The organism is Deltaproteobacteria bacterium (genome assembly GCA_016178705.1).
Lineage (GTDB): Bacteria > Desulfobacterota > Binatia > HRBIN30 > JACQVA1 > JACOST01.
Genome location: JACOST010000003.1, coordinates 1 through 25,544, shown reverse-complemented (window position 1 = coordinate 25,544; position 25,544 = coordinate 1). Strand labels below are relative to the sequence as shown.

Sequence of the window (25,544 nt, the reverse complement as noted above, 5' to 3'; positions counted from 1 at the left end):
GGCACTCGCCATGACCTCGACGCACGAAAGTCGGAGGCGGCAGCGGCCATTTGCCGAGCAATCACCACGCAAAATTGTCACTTTGACACGACCGGGAGCGAGACGTTTCAATCTGCGCCACCGCCCGACAGCGGCGCACCGGCTGTTGCCGTGCGCCGCTGTCAGGCGAGCTATTGGATGGGACGCCGTCGCCGCAATTGGAAGACAGCGAGGCCCAGCAAGGCCAGCGCAGCCAACCCGAGCCCAGAGGGGGACAGCACCGGGGCGGTATCGCGCCTCGGCCCCGTTCCGGCGGTGCCGGGGCCGCTCGGGTCGGTGATCATGCCGTTGATCTTGTGATCGGTATCGTTCACCCCGCCATCGGTGAGGGTGAAGGTCGCCATGTTTCCATTCAACGTCACGCCGTGCGGATTGAAGTACATGTTCGTCGTCGGGTCGAACTTCCGATAGACGAATCCCGGCTGCGTGAGATTGGCGTTGGGGAAGGTGATCTTGACCGTGGCCTGAGTACACGTGCCGTCGCAGGGGTCGTTGTCGCGGGGGTTGCTGTCGCTGCAGAGTTTGAAACTGACCAGACCGAACGGGAATTGCAGGACAGGATCCTGCACGGGCAAGTCGCTCTCGTGCAGGAAATGGAAATTGAGGATGCGGTCGCAGCCGCTCACCAGCTTGAGTTGGACGAGGAGCGGGCCCCCGGGGGGTTGATACGAGGCGGTCATGGGATCGTCGTCGGTGCCGCTGGGGGATTCGAAGCCGTCGCACACCCCGTCGCCGTCGGTGTCGTACGGCGAACCGGGCACCTCGGCTTGGCAGGTCGATGAGCAACAGTCGCCGTCGGTGGTGTTGCCGTCGTCGCACTCTTCGCCGTCATCGACGACGCCGTCGCCGCAGCCGACTTCGTAGGCGCCGATGTCGCAACTGTTGCGCTGCGGCCGCGCGTAGCCGCGCTGATCGGTGGTGATCGGGTCGCCGTTCTTGTCCTTGCACGCGTCCATGCCGACGCCGTCGATGGCCAGGGACGCTGGACTGTTGCTGAGCGGCCGATGCGTCTTGGTCGGTCCGCCGTTGTTGGCGAGCTTGGCCAGGCGTGGGTCGATCGGGGTGGTGGAATCGCCGGCCTGATCGCCGGTCTCGGTAAAGGTACTCGGGCAGCCGGTGGCGTCGCCGATGAGGTTGTAACCCAATGACATCACGGTGCCGTTCGGGTTCGCACAATCCGGCGTGCTGCCGTCGTCGCCGACGGCGTCGATGTTGCCGGCGATGATGCTGTTCTTCACGACGATGGTGTCATCGCCCGACGTCTCGAAGATCCCGCCGCCGTTGCCGGAACTCCCGCCGTCGCCGGCGGTGTTGTTGGTGATCGTCACGTTGTTGAGCACCACCTCGCCGAGCGCATCGTTTTCGATCCCGCCCCCGTCGAATTGCGCGACATTGCCGGAAAAGGTGCTGTTGGTGGCGGTCGTGCTGGCGGCGAAATTCTCCAGGCCGGCGCCGGCATCAGCTTGGTTGCGGCTGATCGTGCTGTTCGTCAGCGTCAAGGTTGCGGGCGGCAACAAGTTGGGTGGAATCGGGAAGAACACCTCGGAAAGAAGAAATCCCGCGTCATTGAGGATGCCGCCGCCGGCGAGTTCCACAATGTTGCTGTCGACCGTGCAGCGATCGACCGTGAGGTCGCCTGCCGTGTTGTAGATGCCGCCGCCGAACTCTGGGATCACCATCATAATGAGCGGTAACGATTGCGCGCACACGGTGGAGCCGATCGAGAGACAGGGGGGCGTGAAGCCGTTCTGGTTGATCGTGCCGTCGGACAGGCTCGCCTGCCCCCCGGTGTTCGCGACCCCGCTACCGAAGATGGCCACGTTGCCGAGGACGTCGGAACGTGTGGTCGTCAGCGTTGGCGGATGGTCGAAGGTTGGGATTCCATCCGCGGCGCTAGTGGAGTCGGCACCGACCGGAACTCCGCAGCCGTGCGGTCCGTTGAAGATGATAAACTCAACAAGCTGGAAGAGCAGGTTTTCCTCGGCGAACACTGGAATGATGAGGCCGTCGTTGAACACGCCACCGCCACCGCACGCGGCGGTGTTTTCCACGATGAGGCTCTCTGTGAACGTGGCGGTGGCGTCACCCGGGATTGGGTCCGCCGTCGGGTCGAAGAAGGGGAAGCGCGTATTGACCACGCCCCCGCCGTCATAAAGGGCGAGATTCCCGCCGATGGCGGTGTGGCCATTCGTTGTCACCGTGGCGGCGCCAAGGACCGGCGCGATTCCCGGTGCCGACTCGGCGTTGCTCGTAAACGAGAAGAAGAGATCGCCGACATCGTTGTAGATCCCACCGCCGAAGACGGCGAGGTTCTCGACCACTTCGGTGTTGGTGAGCATGAGCGCGGCGTCGCCGCCGCCGGGTACGGACAGGTTGCAGATGCCGCCGCCAAACGCGGCGGCATTGCCGCCCACGAGCGAGTCGATGAGCGTCAACGATCCGAAATTCGCGAGTCCGCCGCCGCACAGCGCCAGGCCGCTTGGAAAGCTGGCCGGCGGGGGGTTTCCGATCACCTGGGTGTCGCGAACCGTGGTCGTGCCGAAGTTCACCACCCCGGCGCCAAATTCGGCTCGGTTTAACGTGATCGTGCTGTCGCGCAGATCGAGCGTCGCGCCGGCTTCAACCGTGACCCCGCCGGCGAGCGGGAAACTCATTGGAAAGCGCCCAACGCCATGTCGAATGGTGACGCCGCGGATCGTGACCATGCCGGCGGTGACGAGGAAGACGCCGTTGTCGGCGGCGCCGATATCTCCTGGCTCGCTGCTGCTCGCCTGAATGCAGGTGTCGGTGCCGTCGCAGGTGCCCGCGCCCGCCCCTTGAATCGTCAGGTCGCTCGATATCGTCAACTCGTCAAAGGTTGCGAAGTCCAATGTGTAGATGCCTGCCGGCACGTTGATGGTGTCGGTGAGACCGTTGCCGTTGGCCTTCGCGATCGCACCGCGCAGGCTGCAGTTGTTGGCCGCGGCCGTACAGGCCATCGCTACCGGGCTGGGGTCGTCGAAACGATCGACGTTGAACACCGCCGCTGATGCAGTCGGTGGACGCAATGTCCCGACGCCGAGGAGAATCACGCTCACGCCGATTGTGCGAAGCCAAAGGCAAACGCGCTTTTGTCTATCGTGGATGCTCACGTTAAACCCTCCCCCGGCCGGCCAACGGCCGCCTTGCATGCAGGTCATTTGGTCTCATTGATCGCGGGCGCCGTCAAGGGCAAAGGCTACTTGGCGGTGGTAAAACCGGTCCAGCCGGCCCCGGGACCCTCAACGAGCAACCGATGTTCGCACCGCCAACCGGGCGCGATCGGCGCGCCGCCCCGTGGCGATGCCGCGGTCGCGTCATCGCATTGCAGCTTGGTCGCGGCCCACACTGCGGTCAGCACCAACACTTCATTTTCCGGCGGAGTAAACTTGAGCTCGCAGGAATCGGGGCCGGGGCATGCACCGCCCGCTGGCTTACCCGAGGTGGGGCCCGGTGCCCGCTGCTGCAGCGATTTCTGAAATCGCTCGGCCCACTCGTGTTGCTGAGCGCCGAACGCCGGCGGGTGGCCGGGAGTTGCTTTGCTCGGTTCGTCGGCACTGCGGGCCGAGCCGTTGAACAACAAAACGAGTCCGACGATCCACGCAACACGTTTGAACATGGTTCCTCCCGCCACAATTTGCCAGCGGGACATACTGCGGAACCGCTCAGGCGTCCAGCGCCGCTACCCATTCGGAAACGAATTGGCTACAACGCCGCCCGTGCCCGAGCAGACCACGCAATTGATCGATGCGGCGCGCGCGCTTGCCGACGGCATTCGCACGCGCGCCGACCAAATCGAACGAGATCGCCGCTTGCCGCTCGAACTCGTCGGAGCGATGGCCGATGCCGGCCTGTTCCGCATGTGCGTTCCCAGGCGCTTCGGTGGAGGAGAGGTCGAAGCGGCGACAATGGTGCGGGCCATCGAAGAACTGGCCTACGCCGATGGCTCCGCCGGCTGGTGTCTGATGATCGGCGCCACCAGCGGCCTGGTGAGCGGCTATCTGCCGGCCGATGCGGCGCGCGAAATCCATGGTCCACCGCGCGCCGTCATTGGCGGCGTGTTCGCGCCCTTCGGTAAAGCGATCGTAGTCGACGGCGGCTATCGCGTCAGCGGTCGCTGGCCATTCGCCAGCGGCTGCCAGCACTGCGACTGGTTGATGGGCGGCTGCGTGGTGATCGAGAACGGCGCGCCGCGATTGCTCCCAAACGAATTGCCTGACTCGCGCATGATGTTGCTGCCGGCCGCCGAGGTCGAGATCCTCGACACGTGGACGGTCTCGGGTCTGCGCGGAACCGGCAGCCACGACATGCAGGTGGCGGACCGCTTCGTGCCGGCGGCGCGCTCGGTCTCGTTGATGACGGACCGACCGCGTCACTCCGGACCGCTCTATGCGTTCCCCGTGTTCGGCATGCTCGCGCTCGGCATTGCCGGTGTGGCGCTCGGTGTGGCGCGCAACGCCATCGATGAGGTGACTCGGCTGGCAGGCGGCAAAGCGCCGACCGGCAGTCGCAAGCGTCTCGCCGATCGTGCGTTGGTGCAGGTGCAGGTAGCCCAAGCGGAGGCAACGTTGCGGGCGGCACGCGCGTTTCTGTTCGGAACAATCGACGAGACCTGGCAGGCCGCACTCAGCGAGGGCGCGATTGCCGTGCAACAGCGCGCGCTGTTGCGGCTCGCCGCGACTCACGCCACCGTCAATGCTGCGAACGTCGTCGACCTCATGTACAACGCCGGGGGCGGTACCTCGGTCTACGCGACCTCGCCGTTGCAGCGCTGCTTCCGCGACATCCACGTCGTCACCCAACACATGATGGTCGCGCCCGCGACGTTCGAATTGACAGGCCGAGTTTTTCTCGGCGTGGATGTGGATACGGGACAACTGTGACAGGCAGCGACACGCACACCGGACGGCGATGCATGCATCGCCCCTACGCCGGAACGAGATTGCGGCGACCGGTATCCTTGTAGGGGCGACGCATGCGTCGCCCTCCGAATGGCGTGCGGGTAGCAGGGAGGCTGGAGAGAGAGAGTTTGCACCATGGATGTTTTCGAAGCCATCAACACCACCCGCGCGGTGCGGCGCTTCACTGCCGAGCCGGTGACGGACGAGGAGATACGCACTTGCATTCGCGCAGCGATTCAGGCGCCGAGCGGCGGCAACATTCAGCCGTGGCAATTCCTGGTGGTGACCGAAGCTAGCACCAAGCGCGCGTTGGGCGATGTCTATCGTCGTGCCTACGCTCGCTACGAGCCGGCGCTGGCGCGCGCGATGCCGCCGTTTCGCTCCGACGAGCATCGCGCCAGCTCTGAGCGCATGATGCGCGCCTCGGGCCACCTCGCCGAGCATCTCGGCGAAGCGCCCGCGCTCGTGTTGGTGCTGATGCCCAACATCTCGATGACGTTGCAGGACGAGCAGGGGCCGCTCGATGTCGGCACGCCGTTCGCCTCGGTGTATCCAGCCGTGGAAAATTTCATGCTCGCCGCGCGCGGTCTCGGCATTGGCACGACCCTGACCACCGTGTATCGCATCTACCAAGATGAGGTGCGCGCGCTGTGTGCGATCCCCGAGCGCTACGAGGTGGTGGCGTTGATTCCGATGGGGCGGCCGCAGAAGCCGTTCGCCGTCGGCCGCCGTCGCGCGATCGAAGACATCACGCACTGGAATCGCTTCGGCACCAAGCGCGCGAAATCGTGACCATGAACGCCCAAGCATGACGATGAACGCAAAAGATGCCTTCGACGCCGACGCGGCGATCTACGATCGCTCGCGCCGCCAATTGGTGCCGGGCTTCGACGCCTTCTACCGCACTGCAATCGAGGCCATTCCGTTTCAACCCGATGCGGCGATCCGCGTCCTCGATCTCGGCGCCGGCACGGGGCTGTTGTCATCGTTCGTCCTCGCTGCTTTCCCGCAGGCGCAGGTCACGCTGGCGGACATCTCCGAAGAGATGCTGGCGCAAGCGCGTGCGCGCTTCGCCGGCTCAGCGGCGGTGGAATTTGTGGTAATGGATTTCGGCAGGGCCACGCTGCCCGGATCGTTCGATCTCGTCATCTCCGCGCTCGCCATTCATCACCTCAGTCACGACGACAAGCAGCGGTTGTTTCGCGCCGTCTTCGCGGCGCTGCGCGCTGGCGGCGCGTTCATCAATGCCGATCAAGCCCTCGGCCCGACGCCGGCCGCGGAGGCGCGCCATCAAGCGATGTGGCTACGCAGCGCGCAGGCAAACGGCGTCAGCGACGCCGACCTCGCCGCCGCGTTGGAACGCATGCGCGCCGATCGCAGCGCTACGCTCGCCGATCAATCGCAGTGGCTCGCGGACGCGGGCTTTCGCGATGTGGACTGTTGGTACAAGCACTACCGCTTCGCCGTCTTCGGCGGCTTCAAGTGAGCGGTGGTTGACGTGAGCGCGCGACTTGCGCCACAAGACGACAGGAGGATCTTGCGCATGATGACCGTAGTGGCAACTTTGAAAGTGAAAGCGGGCAACGAGGCGGCGTTTCAACAGGCGGCCGAAAAGATGATTGCGCATGTGAAGGCCAACGAGCCGGGCACGCTGATGTATATCCTCAACCGCTCGACCAGCGATCCGACCGAGTTTCTGTTCTACGAGCTCTACGCCGACCAAGGCGCGTTCGCGGCGCACGGCGGCAGCGAGCCGATGCAGCAGTTCTTTGGTGCTCTTGGAACTCTGTTGGCGGGACGGCCGGAGATCAAGATGTTCGAAGAATTGGGCGGCAAGAAGTAGCGTCTTGGTTGGGATCTGCTTGGTGCAAGCAAGCCCTCGATACGATCGCTTCGCGATCTACTCGGGCAAACGGGTATTGGGCTCCGTGAAAATTCTCACAGGGGAAGCCGTCGGGGCCGCGCTTGCCCGGCCCGGCGGGGCGCAGCGAGCAGCGCCTCTACAAGAATTCCCGTTTCGTCGTCTTCGGGCGAGCGCAGCTCATGGCCGCTCCGTAGAAAAAAACAACCGCTTCCCCGAGTAGCCGCCCCGAGTAGGAGCCGAAGGCTTCGAATCGAGGGGCGGCGTATCGAGGGGCACCTTCCGTAAAACCCACCGTCAGCAGTGAAGCGAATCCGCAGTCTCAATCCACAAACCGATTCGACTCCAGCCAGCCCAGCGCGCGCTGGCCGTCGTCGGTCGTGCAGCGGATCAGCGTGCGGCGATACGCCGAGCGGCGCGGTGGCACGAAGGTGTGCGTGATGTCGATCTCGGCGCCACTGATGGGCTCGATGGTGCCGGCGACACGATCGCCGTCTTCGGCTTGCAGCACAAAGCGCCCGCGTACGGGATGCTGCAGGCTCGCGTCGTCGAAGCTCAGATCCAACTCGACCTGATTGACGCTCACCGTCGTGGCGCGGTGGAGGTAGCCGACGCGGATCTCGGAGACATCGGGAATGCGCACGATGACGCATTGCGCCCGGAACGCCTCGTTGTTGAGGACGAGAAAATTCCACTCCATGTTCCACAGCCGCGGGCCCCACGAGTGATCGCGTTCGCCGCGGCACTCGATCGTACGTCGCTCGCCGCCGATCGTGTACACGCCGTGCGCGCGGATCGGCTGCTCGAATCGGCTGGTCGAGAATTGCTCGGCCTTGTGGCCGGCTACCGTGCTCTGCCCGTGCGAGTGCGCGGCGCCGACGGTGGTGACGTCGAGCGCGACGGACACCGGAAGAATCATCCCAGCGCGCGGCCCGCTGATAACGCGCCCGAAGCCGTCGATCTCGAAGCGGCCGGAGCGCAGCGGTTCCTTCACCATGTATGAGAACTTCAAGCCCCAGCCGTCGTCGTAGGCGATCGCCGGCAGCTTGAGCGAGGAGAACGGCAGCCGCGGCTCCTCGATCGCCACCCACTCGGCGCCGTTGTAAAGGAAGAGCCACACCCACAGGCGTTGTTGATTCGGATGCCAACCGATGCGGCAGTGCCCGGCGTTGGCGCCGCCGGCGTCGTACCAATCGTAGAAGACCGACTCGTTCCACCATTCGTAGTCGGGGCTGAACGGATGCGGGCGTTCGTCTTCGGGCGTGATACCGAACTTCGTCAGCTCGGCGAGACTGAGGTCGGGTGCGCTCATGTCGCGCATTCTATGGCGCCGCGCCGCCGCGCCGCAAGGTCATCGTGCCAAGCACGAGCACGCGTTCTGAAGAGGGCGCACGCCGTGCGCCCCTACAGAGTTGGCCTTGATGTGACAGAATACGGGCGCTGGGGTCACGACTTGCCCGCACCAGTTGCGCGGTCAGGAAGGGGCTCGACGTGCCATTCCTAACGTCATGGAGAATGAGGTTTTGGGAGGGCGAGGCTTCCGCCGAGCCGCCACACCATCACCGCGCCGGCGGCTCGCCGGAAGGCTCGCCCTCCCAGATTCGCCCAGCAATCTATTGTTACCCTGGGGTTAGGTTGGAGTTCTGTAGGGGCGCACGGCGTGCGCCCTCCGATGATTGCATCAGCCGGCCGCCTCAAATCGCCTGCAAGCCGATGCCGTACTGCTCGGCGAGGTTGTAGACGCGGCCGTGCACGTTGCCTTCACCGTTGGCGATGGTGAGCTTGCGCGTGCGCACGTCCTCGATCCACTTCGGATTCGCGGCTTCGGCGCGGCGGTTGGCGATGATGCGCAAGCGCGCGACTTCCGCTGCCGCGGCGTCAGTCGGCGCCAGGGCGGCGATGTCGCTCTGGATCTGCGTCCGCACCACTGAGTTGATGCTGCCGTTCTGCACCTTGATGTCGAACAGCAGCGCCAGCGCGCGTTGCGAGCGCACGCCGAAGTCTGCACACAGACCGCGCGCGGAATCGAGCAGGTTCTGCGCGGCCTTCACTTGGATCGCTTGGAATTCGTCGCGCCGGCACAGCGCCTTGAACAACCCGCGCCACGGCTCGATGACACGCTGATGCGCGTCTTGAATCGAGCGCGTCCAATCGAGCTGTTCGCCGTGCGACGTCTGCAACACCTGGCGCAGCTCCGCGGCGAGGTCGTGGAAGACCGCGTCGACCACATCGGTATGCGCCTGATCCATGGCGAGCAACAAGGGCTGCAGACTGCCTTGTCCGAAATTCCACTGACACACACCGAGGCTGATACCTTGGCCGTCGAAGTCGCCCGACAAACCCGCGAAGCACTCGGGCGGCGGCGCCCCGGTTTCGAATGAACCGGTGAGCGCCAAGCAGCGCCGTTCGATCGGCGCGCTGGCAATCGCCGGTGCGGCGATCACCGCGCCGGCGAACAGGGCGGCAAACGTGGCGGGACCGACGCGGCCATCGACGTCGAGGTGCTGTTGCTTCTGAAAACCTTTCACTGCGCTTTCGGTGCCGCCGCCGAAGTCGCCGTCGATCGGTCCGGCGTAGAAGTGCAACTCCGTGAGCCGAGTTTGGATGTGCGAAACCTCAGGACCTTTCGACCCGCGCTGATACAACGCCATGAATCACCTCCCACGCTCCGCATCCGCGGAGCGAATCAACGTGTGAGTGCGAACGATGCGTGCTTCCTAACGTGGTGCGGTGCGCGATCGCAAGAGAACAAAGAGCGTAAGGTCTTAGGCCGGCTCGGCCTTGGGCAACCAACGCGTCAGGAAGCAGAAACGATGACGCAACCACTGCGTCTTCGACGGCCCGAAAGCTTCGAGGATCGCTGAAGCGACGCCGGCGCTCGCGTGAGGCGTCGTAGGTGGATGCTCAGCTGTTGTAGTCAATTTCCGACGCGCTTTTCGTCGCTGCCGAACGCTGCACGTAACCTGCGGCACGGGTCGGCAGGTTCACGCGCTTGTTACCGCTGATTCAGGGTTATCAGAAACCTCTTCACCAAGCGCGGTTAGGTGGAAGAATCCGACCGAGTCCGTCTGTCCGGTAGGATCATCAACCGGTACGCTGCGGTATTCCACCAGCCCGCAGTCGAGGAGCGACTGGAGCTGTGACTCTGTGAACCCGTGAGTTCCGAGGTCCTCATAGAACCCGTCGCACACGTCGTCTGGGAGCGGCTGGCCGTCCAGGAACTTCAGAAGTTCAGCGACCTGGGTCACCGACGCGAAGACGCCCTCTGACACGAGCCCGGGGGCGCCTCCGATGTCCGCGGAGCTGAGGAGCGATGCACCGACGAGTTCGAGTAGCTCAGTCGCCAACACCATCACCCGAAGAGCGCACATCTCGTCAATATTGTCCCCCTCGTGGGTGGCGTAATTCCGATAGTACGAAAACGCGGCGGCGAATAGCCGCTCGGCTTCTGCCTGCATCCGAGACCCGAATGGGACGCGCAACTTTATCCCATGTCCATGGCCAAAGATCCGCGTCGCGAGATTCACACCGTATCGATGCTCAAATCCAGTCTTCTCCTTGATGGCCCGTTCGACCTGAGTCATTGCCTCCTGCGCCGCGTGCTTGTAGTGACCGTCAGCATAGAGGGTCAGGCAATTCTTCAGTATCCTGGGATGGAGCAGCCCCTGAGGTGTCAGCGCTAGGCTCATTCGTCAGTTCACCTCCATCGCACAGCCCGCGTCACGATTCGGCCAACGCGTGTGACGAGCGGCGCTGCGAAGTGGTCGGTTCCAGCACGAAGGTCGCCGCCGGCCCTGTTCTCATGGCTTTCGCGCTTGATCGAGTTTCCGATGAATCAGAGAGGTCAGAGTCAATATGTCGAGGGCGTCCCGCTCCTCCATCGGCCATTCGACCTTCGGGTTGTGAGCCAAAGGGTTTCTGACCGTGCCAAAGAGACCGATGAGGAGGTTGGTGAACCCCCTCTGCTCACCGCGGTCTGTGTCGGTTCTGAGATCGTTGATCGCGAGGAGTGACGGACTACCGTCCTTGGGTTGGCCGAACGCGCCTTGGGCAAGTTCCGCGCCGTCAGAGGTGAGCCCGGAGAGGGTGCGGATCTTGACGGCGATGCTCTTCGTGGCTTCAAAAACAGCGTGGAAATAGTTCTCCTGGAGCAGCTCCGCCCTACAGTAGTGCAGCACGTCGTCGTGAACGCCGCGGTTGATCAGGGCAGAGTGTAGGCGCCCGGCTCTCTCCAAAGCTTCGTCGAGATTGGTGGCCTTGCGCGCCCACCGGATCTTGCCGTCATCACCAACGTACAGGCCAGAAAATGAGAGTACGGCATTCAGCTGATCACGCCGACTCTCGAACCCACCAGGATCGGCAGTGTACTGAACTGGCTTCATGGTGCGGTTGATGAAGATGACAACATGGTTGCCGAAATGGCGTTGGTTTTGGAACTCGACGAAGGCGTTGTAAAGGCGCTTCCACTTCGTCATGCCGGGGCTGGGGTCGGGTATCCGGCACTCCCGCAGCATGTGCTCGATCTGCGAGCCGGTTAATCCTTCCGCAGTATCCGCGAGTATCCTCGCGATAGAAGTCAAGTGCTCGGACTCGAATGGCGGCACCCGTTCCATGTCACTTCCCGAAGGCGGACCTACCCGTGCCCGCCGAACAAGCAATCGGCCGATCTCCGCGTGCCGAGAAACGCTGCACGACTCAGAACCTAACACCGGCCACGCTTGAGTCGCAAACGGTTGGAAGGCTCCGACGTGACAAGTCCTTCGACTGACAGCGTGACGCAGACGCAGCCGCGTTACGCCGGTCTGCGTAAAGCCGACACGGCTGGTCGCGAAGCGGCGCACGCTCGAGGTGCGGCTCAGATCAGGTCTCGGCCTGGCGCTCACGGCGCAAACATTTCCTGCAGCACGGCCAAGACAGTACCGCCGGCCCGACTGTCAATTCGCCCGAGCCTTCGCACCAGCCGATCGATATCGACATCACTCAAAACGATTCACCGCCACTCGCGTTCATCCTATTTGGAAGCTGCGACGGGCGCCGCGTCGAGCAAGTGATCATCGCCCGTTGCCGCCATCGCCTGAAACGCCTCCGCCCATCCAGCCCGCGGCTGCCGCGCCGCGCGGATGACAAGCTGATTTCCCTCTGCCTCAATCGTCACCTCGTCGCTCAACCCGGTCTGTTCGATGAGAGATTTGGGGATGCGAATCCCCTTCGAGTTGCCGATGCGGACAATGCGGGCCTTCATTCTGGCGACCTCCCGAGGCGTGCTCACACCGTAAGCACACGCGGCGCGAGTGCGCCAATGATGCTGTGGGTCGAATCTCTCTGCGGTCTCGGCGATCTCGGCGGCGGGTTCGCTTTGTCACGGCTGCTTCGTCTCGCCTGATCCGTTTTGCTTTCCGCGTCGGACGTTGTCAGGGTGTAAACCCATGACCGCGACGAGCGACGCTGCACCTGACTCGATCTCCGCCGACAGCGAGTACCGCCGGCGGCGCGATGTGCACCTTGCCATCGTGGATCGACAAGCGCAGCGCGATCGCCAACTCTCTCGCGCGCGGTTGCTGATCGTCTGTGTGGCCGTGCTGCTCGGATGGGCAGCATTGAGTGCAAAGATGTGTTCGGCATGGTGGCTGCTGGTTCCGCTCGCGGGGTTTGTGGGGCTGGTCGTGGCGCATCATCGTGTCCGCAGCGCGAGTGAAGTGGCGCAGCGGATCGTTGCGTTCTACGCGCGCGGCCTGGCGCGTGTGGAGCATCGTTGGATGGGCGGCGGCGAAACCGGCGAGCGCTTTCACGACGACGCACATCTCTACGCGGCGGATCTCGATCTGTTCGGGCGCGGCTCGCTGTTTGAATTGCTGTGCACCGCGCGTACGCGCGCCGGTGAGGAGACGTTGGCCGCATGGCTGCGGACGCCCGCCGATCTCGACGTGATTCGCGCGCGGCAGACCGCGATCGCGGAGCTGCGTCCGTTGCTCGATCTGCGCGAGGCATTGGCGGTGCTCGGACGCGATGTGCGCGATGGAATGAATCCCGACGCGCTGGCGAAATGGGGCGCGGCGCCATCGTCGTTGTCGAGTCACGCGCTGCGCGTCGGCGCGCTGGCGCTGGTGTCATGCACGTTGGTGACGCTGGCCGGGTGGGGACTCGCTGCGCTCGGTCCGCGCTGGTTTGCGCTCGCGTTGCTGGCGCAGACACTCTTCGGGTGGACGCTGCGCGACCGCGTATTGCCGGTGCTGCGCGCAATCGACCGGCCCGCGCGTGATCTCGCGCTGTTGTCGCACTTGCTCGCGCGCATCGAGCGCGAGCGCTTCAGCGCGCCGCGCTTGGTCGCGCTGCAAGCCGCGCTGGCGACGGGCGGCGTCCAGCCGTCGCGTCAAATTGCCCGGCTGCGTCGCTGGGTTGACTTGCTGTACGCCCGCAACAACGAACTGTTCGCGCCAGCGTCGGCGTTGCTGTTGTGGGCCACACAGTGTGCGTTGGCCATCGAAGCCTGGCGAGCGTCCGTTGGACCGGCGATCGCGCAGTGGATCGCCGTTGTCGGCGAAATGGAAGCGCTGTGCGCGCTGGCGAGTTACAGTTACGAACATCCGAGCGATCCGTTTCCGGAGTTGGTGATGGACGCGCCGCGCTTCGAGGCCGAAGGGTTGGGTCACCCGCTGCTCGCGGAAGCGCGCTGTGTGCGCAACGACGTTCACCTCGGCGGTGCCGTGCGCGCGTTGATCGTGAGCGGCTCGAACATGTCAGGCAAGAGCACGCTGCTGCGCGCGGTCGGCATCAACGCTGTGCTGGCGCAGATGGGTGCGCCGGTGCGCGCGCGGCACCTGTCGCTGTCGTCGCTCGCGGTGGGCGCGTCGATACGGATCAACGACTCGCTACAGGCCGGCACTTCGCGCTTCTACGCCGAGATCCTGCGGCTGCGCCAGCTCGTCGATCTAGCCGCCGGCGCGCGCCCGCTGCTGTTCTTGCTCGATGAGATCCTCCACGGCACCAACTCGCACGACCGCCGCATCGGCGCGGAGGCGTTGGTCAAGGGACTCTTGGCTCATCACGCCATCGGTCTGGTGACGACGCACGACCTCGCTTTGGCGGAGATTGCCGACGGCGCACAAGCGATCAATGTTCATTTCGAGGATCACATCGAGAACGGTCAGATGCAGTTCGACTACCGTATGCGGTTAGGTGTGGTGGAGAAGAGCAATGCGCTCGAACTGATGCGCGCGGTGGGGCTCGACGTCTAGCCTCAATCCGAAGAAGGGAACTCAACGCAAAGTCGCAAAGGCGCAGAGGCGCAAGCCACCGAAGCGACTCTCGGAGAGATGGGTTCTCTTCATGGCATGCTGGCCTTGCGCCTTCGCGCCTTTGCGACTTTGCGTTAAAGTATTTTGGTCAGAGTTGTCAGCACCGCGCGGCGCGCCGCAAGTGTCGGACGAGGTCATTCAATCGCGCGTTCGCATTGCGTCCCGATGTCGAGGGCATCAGGTATGCTGGACAGCCGCCGAAGCCACCGCGAAGCCATCCCGATTGAGCGTTGCGATCGACCGCGGCGCGCCAGCCGTCGAGGCCGACGAAGCAGAGTGCGCGCGGGCGATAGATCCGCACCAGCGATTCGATGCGCACGACACCGGCGCGATACTCGGCGCGACCGATCTCGCTGGCGCTGACGGTGGCGCGCTTGACCAGATCGGTCATGCCGATGCCGCGTCGCAAGGCATCGAGCGGATCGCGCTCGTGCACGATCAGTCGCGCCGCGCGCATCGCTGGCCAGAAGCGATTGCCGGGGCGGGCGAACGGAATGCCGCGCTCGGCGCTGTACAGCGAAGGATTCAAGCCACAGACGAGCAGCCGCAGTCGCGGCCGTACGAAGTCAGGCAGGGTGCGGCCGCGGCGCGCACGGATGCGCAGCCAAAACGTATTGCGCAGCGGTTCGATACTGATGCGATCGAAGCCGGCGCCTGTCAGCAACGCGCGAGCACGCTCGGCGCTGTGAAACGCGAACAGCCGGCCGGCGAACGCATCGTCGTGCAATCGCCGGTCGGTCTCGCCGCGCGCCCGCGCGGCGGCGGTGGTCGGTTGCTGCGCCAGATCTGCCAGCGTCAGTTCGATGGGGGCGCCGGGACGCAACGCGAGCTGAAGCCGCGCCAGCGCCAGCGGCAGATCGCGGCGCGGAAGATGTTGGTAGCACGCCGAAGCCCACGCACCGTCGAGCGAGCGATCGGCGAACGGTGGTGCCAGCAGATCGGCGCACACGCGCGCCATTGCCGGGGCACGGCACCCGGCTTCGGCCAACATCGCCGGCGATGCGTCGAGCGCCACGGCGCGGAAGCCGAGCGCGTTCAAGTGCTCAGCGTACCAGCCGGGACCGCAGCCGAGATCGGCGACCCGCCCCTTGCGTCGCAGGCGGCGGGCGAAGGCGGCCAGACGGCCGTCCTCAATCGCCCGCGGCCGGCGTGCCGCCGTCCACTCGGCGGCGTGGGCTTCGTAGATTTTCGCGGTGATGGAGTCCACTGTCCACGATCCTACGCAGCAGCGTTGACGCCAGCAAGGCACTTTGCTGGCTTTGCCCTTGACGAGGACTGAACCTGAACGTACTCTGCCGCGGGTGCTCTGGGCACTGCTGATGCCGCTCGCGGCTGGAATCTGACGAGAAGGGAAACGGAGGAAGAAGACATGCGAAGCAAGACGGCTCGACGCGCGTTACTCTTCATCTTTCTAGCGATTGGATTGGTGCAGCCGGCTACAGTGCGAGCGGTTGGTGTCGACCTCAAGGTGACCGTCTGGGCCAATGCGAACTCGAAGAAGGGCCCCGGCATCAGTACCTCTCACACGATTGCCGTCGGTGCAGGCAATCTCTTCCTGAGTCAGAGCGGCAACGTATTCGCGACCACCGGTCCGTCTGGCGGCATACCGGGAATATTCACGCACGTGAAGACCCTGCCGAACTCTGGTACCAACGAAGGCTCGGCCGTGTCGGACATCAATGGCATGTCGTACCTCTTCGTCGGTAACGAGTCCGAGGAGGAAGCCTACCAGGTGCCGATTACCGGCAGCGGGATCGGCATCAGCCTCGGCACCGCGCGTACTACCGACCCCGACGGTACGACGAATCCGCCGGATATCGCCGACACCGGTGAGCCGGCGGACTTCGACGAGGCGGAAGGTCTCGCGGTCATCGCGGGATCACCGCGCTTCAACGACGTGAACAGGACGCCGTTCTTTGCCACGTCGTTCTCGGGCACTCCACTGAGCGTGAACGGTCAGAACTTTCCCGTCGTCGATGCCAATTGGTCGGGCAAGACGCTGCTGATCGTGAACGAGGAGGACCAGAATCTGGTGGCCTTGATCATTCGTAAGAACGGTAGCGTCGATCCGACCGGGTACGCGTTGGCGTCACCGAATAGCGGTCCCTTCGTCAACGCGCCGGACCCGGGTAGCTTGGCGGTGACGCCGGACGCCCGCTTCGCGTATGTCCACGACGAAGGCAACGCGAATGAGGACAAGGACTTCTATCGCTTCGACCTGCAGAACGTCGATTCAAGCGGCGGGACCAGCCACCTGCAGCGGTTCGACTTCGTCGAGAAGTGGCTCCATGACGGGTTGGCGGTCTTGGGCTGGAGACTGTACGCGACGGCAAACATCGGTGGCGGCACCCACGGTCTCTTCAGCATGGCGATGGACTCCGCCACGGGCAATCTCAGCGATCTGCGGTTCGTCACCGCGATCGACGATGGCAACGGTAACGTGGCCAACGGCAGCGGCTCGCGGCTCACAACGTTGGGCGGATGTCTGTTGGCGTCGGACTCCGGGACCAACTTGATCTTCAAGATCTGCGAGGCCGGTGCCGCCCCGACGCTGAGTACGTGGGGCTTGCTGTTGTGCGCGGCGATCCTGCTCGCCATCGGCGCCGGTACGCTGGGCCGTCGGCGCTTGTTTTCAGTGTAGCGCGATCGCGACAGCATCGTCATGACGAACGGGCAGCTCGCGCGAGCTGCCCGTTTTCTTTTCAATTTGGTCGCGCGCACTCGCCGCTATCCGCGAGTTCAGCGAGAAAACGCGTGAGCGACGACTCGAACGCGTCGGGCGCTTCGAGAAACGCGGCGTGCCCACCGGCAAACGTCTCCAGCCGCTCGTTTGGAAACTGTTGGATCGCGGCGCGACAGCGACTCAGCTGATTGATGCGGTCGCCGGTGGCCCAAGTGAACAACACCGGGCAGCTCACCTGTGGCGCGAGCGCGCGGATGTCGGCATCCGGTTCGCCGAAGCTCGTCCACGCTTGCGCTAAGATGGCAGCGATCTCGACCGCAGAGGCGACGATGCGCGCGCGTTGCTCGGCCGCTGCCGGCGCCGACAGGACCATGCGGTAGTAGGCCGCGAAGGCGCGCGGGTACCAGCGCGCGCCGCGTGCCCCAGCGGCGAAGAAGCGCGCCATCAGAGCGGTGACGACCCGGGCGAAGCCGCGCGCGCCGCCGCGATCGAGTCCGCCCGGGTTCGCCAGGACCAGTGCTCGCACTCGCTCGGGGTGAGCCGCCGCGCAGCGGATGGCCGCGGCGCCGCCGATCGAGTTGCCGAGCAGCACCGCGCGCTCGATCGCCAGCGCATCGAGAAAGCGCATCAGGAGGTCGGTGTAACGGGCGGCGCTGGCGGGAGTGTGGTCCGTGCCCGAGTTGCCCTGACCCGGCCAATCGAGCGCGATGACACGATAGCGCGATCGGAGTTGTTGGCGCAGCCGGGCGAAGTCGCCTGCGCCATGACCGATGGCGTGGAGACAGATCACCGCTGGCCCGTCGCCCTCGTCGTTGTACGCCAGTGAGACTCCATCGAGCTGCACCTGATGCCACGGGTGGGTGGCACCGACGGCCGATCGTTCGAGCATGACAACCTCCTTGGTGATGATAGATATATCACTAGTGGCGGAGCGCTGTCCAGTATGGTAGCCAGCCGGGTATGGTCGGCCGACGAGACTCGCGGGTTGCAGCCCAACGACCGCTGCGCGGCGATCCTGCGAACACGCGCGCCCGCTTGGTGGAGGCGGCGGCCGAGGTGTTCAACCGCGACGGTTACCACGGCACCGACTCCAATCGCCTGGCGCGCGCCGCCGGTTACGCGCCGGGTACGTTCTACAAACACTTCCCCGACAAGCGCGCGATCCTGTTGGCGGCGTATGCGGCGTGGGTCGGCACGGAGTGGGGCGCGATCGAACAGGAACTCGGCGCCGGCAAGCGCGCTGCGACGGTGGCCGCGCGCATCATCGACCTCGTGCTTGACCATCATCGCCGCTGGCGTGGGCTGCGCAGCAGTCTGCTCGCGCTCGCGGCGACGGATCCGGAAGTGCGGCGCTTCTATCGCGCGCAACGCCAGCGCCAACTCCATATGCTGGCCGAACTCCGCAAGACTGCGCATGGACCGGTGCACTCGCCCGAAGCGGATGCGGTGTTGCTCTACACGCTCGAGCGCACCTGCGACGCGATCGCCAACGGCGAACTGCGCGATCTCGGTCTGGGTCTGGCGCCGACGGTCAAAGTGCTGCGCGATCTGGTGCGGCGTCACCTCACGGGAGCCGTGCGCCGGACGCAGTAGGTGGCGGCCTCGTTTGATTCAGCGCGCCGGATGCGCGAAGAGGCTGACCATGACGCTTACCGTTGATCTCTTCTGGTCCTTCCGCAGCCCGTATTCCTACTTGGCCACGCGCCGCTTGGTGCAGCTCGCGCGCGAGTACGACCTCGACCTGCGCGTGCGGCCGGTACTGCCGCTGGCGGTGCGGCAACCGGACTTCTTCGAGCGGGTCAATCCCTTGTGGCCGCCGTACGTGTTGCGCGACACCATGCGCATTGCCGAGTCGCTCGGTATTCCGTACGGCTGGCCGCGCCCCGATCCGATCGTCCAAGAATTTCCCAGCCGCGCGGTGGCGGCCGAGCAGCCGTACATCTATCGCCTCACACGGCTGGGGATCGACGCCGTTCAGCGTGGGCACGGTCTAGCGTTCATCGATGAAGTCTCGCGGATCATCTGGGACGGGACGGTGGTCGGCTGGCACGAGGGCCCGCACCTGGCCGCGGCGGCGGCCCGCGCCGGGCTCAACTTGACCGAGATGGATGCGGCGGTCGCCGCCGATCCGAAACGGTACGATGCGGTCATCGAACAGAACCAGGGCGATCACCTCGCCGCCGGGCATTGGGGCGTGCCGACCATGGTGTTCGAAGGCGAGCCGTTCTTCGGCCAAGATCGCATCGAGCTGCTGGTGTGGCGAATGCAGCAACACGGACTCCATCGGCGCGCCTGAAACGCGCCTCGGGCGAGAGGGCTGTAGGGAAAGCGTGGAAGGGACGTGACGCGCGGCCGACGGCTGATTTCTGGGGCTTTGCGCTTGACTTTGGCGGCTACTCAACGCACCCTGCCCGCGTGTTGCGGGTTTACACAGCGGTCTAACCCAGCTTCGCGGAGGGAGAGCCATGAGACTCAAATCTTCATCGGCACCGAAGGCAACCGTATGGGCGGGCGCGATCATTCGCACCGGACTGCAAACCCTGATGGTGTCGCTCCTGATCGTAACCGGGCTGGCGGGCACGAGTCACGCCCGCTTCCCCTTGTGGGTGCCGAACTGGTCGGGGAAGACGCTCCTGATCGTCAACGAAGAGACTTTGGAGTTCAATGAGGGGCGCAATCTCATTGCGCTGCCGATCCTCAACGATGGCACCGTGAACCCGAAGCAGGGCATTGCCCTGGCGAATTCAACCCAGGGCAATCAAACTTTCTCGGAAGACCCCGATCCAGTGGCCGTGACGCCGGATGGCCGCTTCGCCTATGTGCAAGAAGAGGACAGCGATGACCCTGGGCTCGCGTTCTACCGTTTCGACTTGCAGCACGTCGACACCAACGGTGGCAGCGGCCACATCAAGAGATTTCAGTTCGATGAGTCATGGCAAGGTAAAGGCTTGGCGGTGCTCGACAACTTCCTCTACGCGGTGGTGGACAACGATACAGACGAGCTGTGGCGGATGCCGATCAATCCGAGCAACGGCAATCTCGGGACACCGAGCTTTGTCGCGACGATCGACGATGGCTCGGGCCACCAGGCGTTCGGCTCGGATGTTCGATTGACCACCGATGGTACGTGCATCTTCGCCTCGGACAACGGCTCGGAATTTGTGTTCAAAATCTGCGGCACCGTCGTCAGCCTGTGGGCGGATGCGGGCAGCGGCGGTGACGCCCCGAATATCATGAGCGACCACACCATCGTGTTCGGCCCGGGTAACGGCAACCTGTTTCTGAGCCAGAACAACGAAGTGTTCACTACTACTGGCCCGAGCGGCATAACGCCCGGGAGTTTTGCCAAGATCTTCGATCTGCCGGGTAAGGGCCCGGAAAACGAAGGTTCCGCGTTCACGTCTCTCCTCAGTGGTCAGTTCCTCTACGTGGGTAACGAGGACGAAGAGGAGGCCTACGGCGCCAAGGTAACCGGAACGGGCGGGGCCGTGGCCCTGAGCGGCGCGTTCGACATCAGTGGTGAAGAAGGCGCGGAAACGGCCGTGCCCGGCGATCTCGCCGAGTTCGATGAAGCGGAAGGGCTCGCCATTATCGATGGCTCGCCACGGTTCGGCAACGGACAGGCATTCTTCTCCCTCAACCCCACGTCGGCACCGACGCTCGACCGAACCGGACTCTTGCTCGGCATCGCGCTCCTGTTCGGTGTTGCGACCTTCGGGTTGCGCCGCGCGAACATTGCGCGCTGAAGTCTAGTCACACTACTGTAAGTTTGCCGGCTTGAGCCACGGTCTGGCCCACGTTTCAAGGAGGAGGAGAACCATGAGGCTGGAGTCTTTGTTGGTACCGAAGGCAACGACATTGACGGGCGTGATCGTTCGCACGGCCCTGCATACCCTGGTGGTATCGTTTCTCGTCGTGACGGGGTTGTCACGGGCGAGCCAGGCTCGGTTCCCGTTGTTCGTGCCGAACTGGTCGGGTAAGACGCTGCTGATCGTCAACGAAGAGAGCTTTGGTGAGCCTGTTGATGAGGGGCGCAATCTCATTGCGCTGCCGATCCTCAACGATGGCACCGTAAACCCGAAGCAGGGCATCGCCCTGGCGAATTCGACGACAGGCAATCAAACCTTCGAGAGTGGAGATCCCGACCCGGTGGCGGTGACGCCGAACGGACACTTCGCCTATGTGCAGGAAGAGAACGCGGAAGAGTCTGGGCTCGCGTTCTACCGCTTCGATCTGCAGCACGTCGACACCAATGGTGGCAGCGGTCACATCAAGCGGTTCACGTTCAAACCCGATTGGCAAGGTACGGGCCTGGCGGTGCTTGGCAACTTCCTCTACGCGGTGGTGAACAGCGATGGCAAAGAACTGTGGCGCCTGCCGATCAATCCGACCAACGGTGATCTCGGGGCGCCGAACTTTGTCGTCACGATTGCCGATGGCTCGGGTCACGAGGCGACCGGCTCGGACATTCGGCTGACGACCGATGGCACCTGCATCTTCGCGTCGGACAGCGGCTCGGAGTTCGTGTTCAAAATCTGCATTATTGAGGCGCCATGCACGGGTCTCGTCAGCGTGTGGGCGGATGCCAGCACCGGTGGTGACGCCCCCAACATCATGAGTGACAATACGATCGTGTTCGGCCCGGGCAATGCCAACCTGTTTCTGAGCCAGAACAACGAAGTGTTCACAACCACCGGTCCGAGCGGCATAACACCCGGAAGCTTTACCAAGATCTTCGACCTGCCGGGGGACGGGGGGCCGGAAAACGAGGGCTCGGCGTTCACCTCGCTACTCAGCGGTCAATTCCTTTACGTCGGCAACGAGAACGAGGAAGAGGCTTACGGTGCCAAGGCGACGGGGACGGGCGGAGCAGTGGCGCTGAGCAACGCGTTCAGCATCAGCGGTGAAGAGGGACAGGAAACAGGCGTGCCCGGCGATCAGGCTGAGTTCGACGAAGCGGAAGGGCTCGCGATCATCGATGGCTCGCCCCGGTTTGGAAACGGACAGGCGTTTTTCTCGCTCAACCCGACGTCAGCGCCGACGCTCGACCGAACCGGACTCTTGCTCGGCATTGCGCTCCTGTTTGGCGTTGCGGCGTTCGGGTTGCGCCGCGCGAACGTCGCGCGCTGAGTCTCGTCGCAATCAGACCTCGGAGTTGTCGGGCGGCCTCATCGGAGGCCGCCCGGTTTTTTTCAGCTCTTGAGGGCGACTTTGCATCAGACGTGGCCCCTCGATACGCCGCCCTTCGATACGAAGCCTTCGGCTTCTACTTGCGGCTACTCGGGGAAGCGCTTTTTTCCTCACGAAGTGGTCATAAGCTGCGCTCGCTCCAAGACGACGAAACGGGAATTCTTGTAGGGGCGCTGCTCGCTGCGCCCCCACCGGGCCGGGCAAGCGCGGCCCGTACAGCCCCGCCCCTGCGGGGATTTTCAAAGGGGTCCAATATCCGTTTGCCCGAGTAGATCGCGTAGCGATCGTATCGAGGGCCCTAAGCTCTGAACCACGCGGACTACTTGCGAGCGCTGCGCACACGCGAGGTCGGCTGTACGTGCAGCGGATCTTCGGGCCAGGCGTGTTTAGGATGCCGCCCGCGCAATTGCTTGCGCACCTCGGGATAGGTCTGCCGCCAGAAGCTTTCCAAGTCGTCGGTGATCTGCACCGGGCGTTGATTGGGGCCGAGGAGTTGGAATACCAACGCCACGCGTCCACCGGCCAGACGCGGCGTACGAGTGAGTCCGAACAGTTCCTGAATGCGTGCCGCGACCGCCGGCGGTTTGTTGTCTTCGTAGAACACGGGGGCGTGGCGGCCGCTCGGCAACACGTAGTCGGTTGGAGCGTCGCGATCGAGTCCGTGTTGCTGGGTGCGGGTGAGACGGTGCCGCAGCGCGGTGAGCAGATCGGCTCGACGCAGCTCGGCAAAGCTGCGCCGGCCCGCGCAGAGATCGGCCACCGCGTCGGCCACCAGCGCGTCGCTGTCGGTCGGCAATTGCAACTCTGGCATCCAGTGCGCAACGAAACGCAGGCGGGCGAGCCAATCGCGCGTGCGGTCGTCGAGCGCGACCGCCGCCGCCGGATCGCGTTGTGCGGCGGCTGCGAGCACCGCACCTGCCGCCACCGGATCGACGTCGAAACGCGTCGTCTCGCGTAGGACGAGATCGTGAAAGCGCGTCTGCACGCATTCAACCACGCACTCACGCGCGGCATCGAACCGCAGCTCGCCATGCGTTCGCACCATGGCGGGGAACAACTCGCTCAGCCATTCAGGTTCGACCGCGCTAGCCAGCCGCACGCGCGATTCCGATCGTTGCTCCTGTCGACCCGCTTCGATCTCGATGGCGACGAAGAACTCCGCGTCGCGGACGACGCTGCTGTCGGCGAGCACGATACCCGTTGCTCCCACCATCACGCCGCGAGGCGAGTTGGCGGCGCGGCGCCGAACGACGCGGTCGGGAAACCCCGCCAGCACGCAGCGCAACAGCGTCGACTCGTCCGCCTCGCGGTCGACGCGGTGATCCGTCTTGATAGCCTGGCGCAATTGCCGCCGCGCCCGTTCGACGGCGCGTACGCCGCGGAGATCAAGCCCGCGCGTATGACAGACGTGTGGGTCAAAGTGGCTGCGTGCCGCCTCGTCGAACAACTGCGCGCGCAGCAAGAGGTCGGATGCGCCAACCGACGGGCTCGACGTGGCGCGCAGCCCATCGACTGCGAACGCGCGCTGATCGAGACAAATGTCGCGCTCCGATGCGAGCGCGGCGAGCAGCGCTCCTCTGTCGGCGCAGCCCCGTCGTTCGGCTTCGATCAACATGCGCGCCAGACGCGGCGGGGCCGACAAGTCGAGCATTCGGCGGCCGACTTCAGTGAGCGCACCGGTGTCGTCGACGGCGCCGAGGAGTTGGAGCAATTGCTCCGCGCGGGCGAGGCTCGCCACGCTGGGAGCATCGAGCCACCCGAAGCTGCGCAAGTCGCCCAGCCCCCACGCGCGCAGCTCCAACACCGTCGCGCTGAGATCGAGGCGCAACACCTCGGGCACGTCGTGATCGCGCCGCGCCGTGTGCTCGGCCTGGGTCCACAGCCGGAGACAGCGGCCCGGCGCTGTCCGTCCGGCGCGGCCAGCGCGCTGATCGGTCGCCGAACGGCTGATCGGTACGACCCGCAATGCATTGAGGCCGTGCCGTGCATCGAAGCGATTGATCCGCGCCAGGCCCGAGTCGATGACCGTCGTGACGCCATCGATCGTCAACGACGTCTCGGCGACGTTGGTCGACAACACCACCTTCCGCCGCGCGCCACGGTGCAGCGCCCGTTGCTGCGCATCGAGCGGCAGATCGCCGTGCAATGGCACGACATCCAAGTCGTGCGCGGTGGCGATCGGCTCGATGGCGGTTGCCGTGCGGCGAATCTCCGCGGCGCCGGGAAGGAACACCAAGACATCGCCGCGATCGTCGGCGCTGGCAAGTACGCGGCGCAGGGCTGTGGCAACGCGGCCGGGCAAGGGGCGGTCGTCAAGCTGATCGGTGTACTCGACCTGCACCGGGTACAGCTTGCCCTCGGAGGTGAGGACCCCGCAGTTGTCGAGATAGGCGGCGACGCGCTCGGTGTCGAGCGTGGCCGACATCACGACCAATTTGAGATCGGGTCGTACGGTCTGTTGCAGTTCGCGGATCACCGCCAGCGCAACGTCGCCTTGGAGGTGGCGCTCATGGAACTCGTCGAGCACGACGATGGCGACCGATTCCAGAAACGGATCGCGCACCAGTTGCCGGCTGAAGATGCCCTCGGTGAGGAACCACACGCGGGTTGCGCGCGTGCCGTGGGTCTCGAAGCGCACGCGGTAGCCGATCTCGCCGCCGACATTGCCACCGCGCTCGTGCGCGACGAACTCCGCGGCAGCGCGTGCCGCGATGCGGCGCGGTTCGAGCACCAGCACCTGCTTGTTGCCCGCGAGCCCGGCGTCGAGCAGCGCGCTCGGCACGCGTGTGGTCTTGCCTGCGCCCGGCGGGGCGCGCAGCACGACACGCGATCCCGCTCGCAACCCGGCGACGAGGTCGGGCAGCAGCAGATCGATGGGCAGCGGCGATGCGTGGGCCGGGTTCGTGCGCGCACCGCCTAGGCCCAGAAGTCATCCACGTCGTAGAGGTCCCACACAAATTCCCACACCTCGGCGATCTGTCCGTCGACGATGCGCATCCGCAAGCAGGTGGGATTGTCGAGCGTCTTGCCGTTGCGGGTGCCGTGGCCGGTGAAGAGTGCCACCGCGTGCTGGTCATTGGCGATCACGTCGAGCAGGTTGAGGTGGAAGGTGTGATCCGTCAGCGCTTGCACCTTGAGTAGGAACGCGAAGATCGCGTCGCGGCCGCGATGGGCGCCGGCGAGTTGGCCGTGCCGCCCGGGGAAGTGCCAGGTCGCGTCGACTGGAATCATCGCCTGAATCGTCGCCACGTCGGCGTCACGAAGGGCTTGGAACATGGTGCGCACCAGCGTCGCATTGGGATGATCGTTCATGGGTGAGGCGATCCTTTCCGCAAGAGGTGTGCGCTGTATCGACATTGCGAGGGCGCAATGTCAATGTCGGCCGACGCATTACTCACCGGAGGACTAAACGATGTCGTTGAGGCTGTAGAAAAACTGCGCGGGTCGGTGTAAATCAAGGGTCAGCGAGCATCTGGGGGATGTTCGGACGGCTGAGGTGATGGGGAGGGGCGGATGGCGCGGTACAAGCCGTACAATCTGAAGCAGGCCAAGATGAT

21 protein-coding genes are annotated in these 25,544 nt (G+C 64.6%); 10 read left to right on the top strand and 11 right to left on the bottom strand.

What is annotated here, in order from left to right; genetic code table 11:
* Positions 1-170: 170 nt before the first annotated feature.
* Both HYR72_01225 and HYR72_01220 read right to left on the bottom strand, forming a co-directional pair.
* On the bottom strand, positions 171-3,116 hold the full coding sequence (locus tag HYR72_01225; GenBank protein ID MBI1813578.1) for a hypothetical protein: 2,946 nt from the start codon (positions 3,114-3,116) through the stop codon (positions 171-173).
* 140 nt (positions 3,117-3,256) lie between these two features.
* On the bottom strand, positions 3,257-3,676 hold the full coding sequence (locus tag HYR72_01220) for a hypothetical protein (protein ID MBI1813577.1): 420 nt from the start codon (positions 3,674-3,676) through the stop codon (positions 3,257-3,259).
* On the opposite strand from HYR72_01220, the gene HYR72_01215 reads away from it, so the two are divergent.
* The 4 genes from HYR72_01215 to HYR72_01200 all read left to right on the top strand — a co-directional run bounded on the left by HYR72_01215 (position 3,675) and on the right by HYR72_01200 (position 6,801).
* Positions 3,675-4,940, top strand: a complete 1,266-nt coding sequence (locus HYR72_01215; GenBank protein MBI1813576.1) for an acyl-CoA dehydrogenase family protein — start codon at positions 3,675-3,677, stop codon at positions 4,938-4,940. The genes HYR72_01220 and HYR72_01215 overlap by 2 nt on opposite strands.
* Before the next feature lie 153 nt (positions 4,941-5,093).
* Positions 5,094-5,750 (top strand): nitroreductase family protein, encoded by a 657-nt coding sequence (locus HYR72_01210; protein MBI1813575.1) that lies wholly within the window; start codon positions 5,094-5,096, stop codon positions 5,748-5,750.
* A gap of 22 nt (positions 5,751-5,772) precedes the next feature.
* The gene (locus HYR72_01205) at positions 5,773-6,444 is read left to right on the top strand and encodes a class I SAM-dependent methyltransferase (protein MBI1813574.1); all 672 of its coding nucleotides are present in this window, start codon (positions 5,773-5,775) and stop codon (positions 6,442-6,444) included.
* 57 nt (positions 6,445-6,501) lie between these two features.
* Positions 6,502-6,801: an antibiotic biosynthesis monooxygenase gene (locus HYR72_01200; GenBank protein MBI1813573.1), complete on the top strand. Its 300-nt coding sequence runs from the start codon at positions 6,502-6,504 to the stop codon at positions 6,799-6,801.
* Positions 6,802-7,141: 340 nt separating this feature from the next.
* Here the strand turns inward: HYR72_01200 and HYR72_01195 are convergent, their stop codons facing one another.
* From HYR72_01195 to HYR72_01175, 5 genes are all read right to left on the bottom strand, one after another.
* Positions 7,142-8,131: a hypothetical protein gene (locus HYR72_01195; protein MBI1813572.1), complete on the bottom strand. Its 990-nt coding sequence runs from the start codon at positions 8,129-8,131 to the stop codon at positions 7,142-7,144.
* Between the two features lie 382 nt (positions 8,132-8,513).
* Positions 8,514-9,470: a peptidoglycan-binding protein gene (locus HYR72_01190; protein MBI1813571.1), complete on the bottom strand. Its 957-nt coding sequence runs from the start codon at positions 9,468-9,470 to the stop codon at positions 8,514-8,516.
* A 333-nt stretch (positions 9,471-9,803) separates the two neighbouring features.
* A complete protein-coding gene (locus HYR72_01185) occupies positions 9,804-10,508 on the bottom strand; it encodes a TIGR02391 family protein (GenBank protein ID MBI1813570.1) in 705 nt (234 codons plus the stop codon).
* 111 nt (positions 10,509-10,619) lie between these two features.
* Positions 10,620-11,432: a TIGR02391 family protein gene (locus HYR72_01180; protein ID MBI1813569.1), complete on the bottom strand. Its 813-nt coding sequence runs from the start codon at positions 11,430-11,432 to the stop codon at positions 10,620-10,622.
* A gap of 398 nt (positions 11,433-11,830) precedes the next feature.
* The gene (locus tag HYR72_01175; protein ID MBI1813568.1) at positions 11,831-12,061 is read right to left on the bottom strand and encodes an AbrB/MazE/SpoVT family DNA-binding domain-containing protein; all 231 of its coding nucleotides are present in this window, start codon (positions 12,059-12,061) and stop codon (positions 11,831-11,833) included.
* Positions 12,062-12,245: 184 nt separating this feature from the next.
* Here HYR72_01175 and HYR72_01170 point away from each other — a divergent pair, with 184 nt between their 5' ends.
* A complete protein-coding gene (locus HYR72_01170) occupies positions 12,246-14,054 on the top strand; it encodes a DNA mismatch repair protein MutS (protein MBI1813567.1) in 1,809 nt (602 codons plus the stop codon).
* 157 nt (positions 14,055-14,211) lie between these two features.
* Here HYR72_01170 and HYR72_01165 read toward each other — a convergent pair whose 3' ends face one another.
* A complete protein-coding gene (locus HYR72_01165) occupies positions 14,212-15,321 on the bottom strand; it encodes a methyltransferase domain-containing protein (GenBank protein MBI1813566.1) in 1,110 nt (369 codons plus the stop codon).
* Between the two features lie 162 nt (positions 15,322-15,483).
* Here HYR72_01165 and HYR72_01160 point away from each other — a divergent pair, with 162 nt between their 5' ends.
* Complete coding sequence (locus HYR72_01160; GenBank protein ID MBI1813565.1) at positions 15,484-16,755, top strand: hypothetical protein; 1,272 nt, start codon at positions 15,484-15,486, stop codon at positions 16,753-16,755.
* Positions 16,756-16,816: 61 nt separating this feature from the next.
* Here the strand turns inward: HYR72_01160 and HYR72_01155 are convergent, their stop codons facing one another.
* Positions 16,817-17,686, bottom strand: a complete 870-nt coding sequence (locus tag HYR72_01155; protein ID MBI1813564.1) for an alpha/beta hydrolase — start codon at positions 17,684-17,686, stop codon at positions 16,817-16,819.
* Positions 17,687-17,757: 71 nt separating this feature from the next.
* On the opposite strand from HYR72_01155, the gene HYR72_01150 reads away from it, so the two are divergent.
* From HYR72_01150 to HYR72_01135, 4 genes are all read left to right on the top strand, one after another.
* A complete protein-coding gene (locus HYR72_01150) occupies positions 17,758-18,390 on the top strand; it encodes a TetR/AcrR family transcriptional regulator (protein ID MBI1813563.1) in 633 nt (210 codons plus the stop codon).
* A gap of 49 nt (positions 18,391-18,439) precedes the next feature.
* Positions 18,440-19,093, top strand: a complete 654-nt coding sequence (locus tag HYR72_01145) for a DsbA family protein (GenBank protein MBI1813562.1) — start codon at positions 18,440-18,442, stop codon at positions 19,091-19,093.
* 169 nt (positions 19,094-19,262) lie between these two features.
* Positions 19,263-20,543 carry a hypothetical protein gene (locus tag HYR72_01140; protein MBI1813561.1) on the top strand — a complete coding sequence of 427 codons (1,281 nt, stop codon included), beginning with the start codon at positions 19,263-19,265 and terminating at the stop codon, positions 20,541-20,543.
* Positions 20,544-20,616: 73 nt separating this feature from the next.
* Positions 20,617-21,927: a hypothetical protein gene (locus tag HYR72_01135; protein ID MBI1813560.1), complete on the top strand. Its 1,311-nt coding sequence runs from the start codon at positions 20,617-20,619 to the stop codon at positions 21,925-21,927.
* A gap of 379 nt (positions 21,928-22,306) precedes the next feature.
* Here HYR72_01135 and hrpB read toward each other — a convergent pair whose 3' ends face one another.
* Both hrpB and HYR72_01125 read right to left on the bottom strand, forming a co-directional pair.
* A complete protein-coding gene (gene hrpB / locus HYR72_01130) occupies positions 22,307-24,913 on the bottom strand; it encodes an ATP-dependent helicase HrpB (protein MBI1813559.1) in 2,607 nt (868 codons plus the stop codon).
* Positions 24,904-25,299: a nuclear transport factor 2 family protein gene (locus HYR72_01125; GenBank protein MBI1813558.1), complete on the bottom strand. Its 396-nt coding sequence runs from the start codon at positions 25,297-25,299 to the stop codon at positions 24,904-24,906. Before HYR72_01125 ends, hrpB begins: the two co-directional genes overlap by 10 nt.
* Between the last annotated feature and the right edge of the window lie 245 nt (positions 25,300-25,544).

Bases quoted from the DNA above. Each gene is read 5' to 3' on its own strand.
- HYR72_01215 (MBI1813576.1), top strand. From the start codon at position 3,675: ATGGTTCCTCCCGCCACAATTTGCCAGCGGGACATACTGCGGAACCGC.
- HYR72_01220 (MBI1813577.1), bottom strand. From the start codon at position 3,676: ATGTTCAAACGTGTTGCGTGGATCGTCGGACTCGTTTTGTTGTTCAAC.
- HYR72_01210 (MBI1813575.1), top strand. From the start codon at position 5,094: ATGGATGTTTTCGAAGCCATCAACACCACCCGCGCGGTGCGGCGCTTC.
- HYR72_01205 (MBI1813574.1), top strand. From the start codon at position 5,773: ATGAACGCAAAAGATGCCTTCGACGCCGACGCGGCGATCTACGATCGC.
- HYR72_01200 (MBI1813573.1), top strand. From the start codon at position 6,502: ATGATGACCGTAGTGGCAACTTTGAAAGTGAAAGCGGGCAACGAGGCG.
- HYR72_01195 (MBI1813572.1), bottom strand. From the start codon at position 8,131: ATGAGCGCACCCGACCTCAGTCTCGCCGAGCTGACGAAGTTCGGTATC.
- HYR72_01190 (MBI1813571.1), bottom strand. From the start codon at position 9,470: ATGGCGTTGTATCAGCGCGGGTCGAAAGGTCCTGAGGTTTCGCACATC.
- HYR72_01185 (MBI1813570.1), bottom strand. From the start codon at position 10,508: ATGAGCCTAGCGCTGACACCTCAGGGGCTGCTCCATCCCAGGATACTG.
- HYR72_01180 (MBI1813569.1), bottom strand. From the start codon at position 11,432: ATGGAACGGGTGCCGCCATTCGAGTCCGAGCACTTGACTTCTATCGCG.
- HYR72_01175 (MBI1813568.1), bottom strand. From the start codon at position 12,061: ATGAAGGCCCGCATTGTCCGCATCGGCAACTCGAAGGGGATTCGCATC.
- HYR72_01170 (MBI1813567.1), top strand. From the start codon at position 12,246: ATGACCGCGACGAGCGACGCTGCACCTGACTCGATCTCCGCCGACAGC.
- HYR72_01160 (MBI1813565.1), top strand. From the start codon at position 15,484: ATGCGAAGCAAGACGGCTCGACGCGCGTTACTCTTCATCTTTCTAGCG.
- HYR72_01155 (MBI1813564.1), bottom strand. From the start codon at position 17,686: ATGCTCGAACGATCGGCCGTCGGTGCCACCCACCCGTGGCATCAGGTG.
- HYR72_01150 (MBI1813563.1), top strand. From the start codon at position 17,758: ATGGTCGGCCGACGAGACTCGCGGGTTGCAGCCCAACGACCGCTGCGC.
- HYR72_01145 (MBI1813562.1), top strand. From the start codon at position 18,440: ATGACGCTTACCGTTGATCTCTTCTGGTCCTTCCGCAGCCCGTATTCC.
- HYR72_01140 (MBI1813561.1), top strand. From the start codon at position 19,263: ATGAGACTCAAATCTTCATCGGCACCGAAGGCAACCGTATGGGCGGGC.
- HYR72_01135 (MBI1813560.1), top strand. From the start codon at position 20,617: ATGAGGCTGGAGTCTTTGTTGGTACCGAAGGCAACGACATTGACGGGC.
- HYR72_01125 (MBI1813558.1), bottom strand. From the start codon at position 25,299: ATGAACGATCATCCCAATGCGACGCTGGTGCGCACCATGTTCCAAGCC.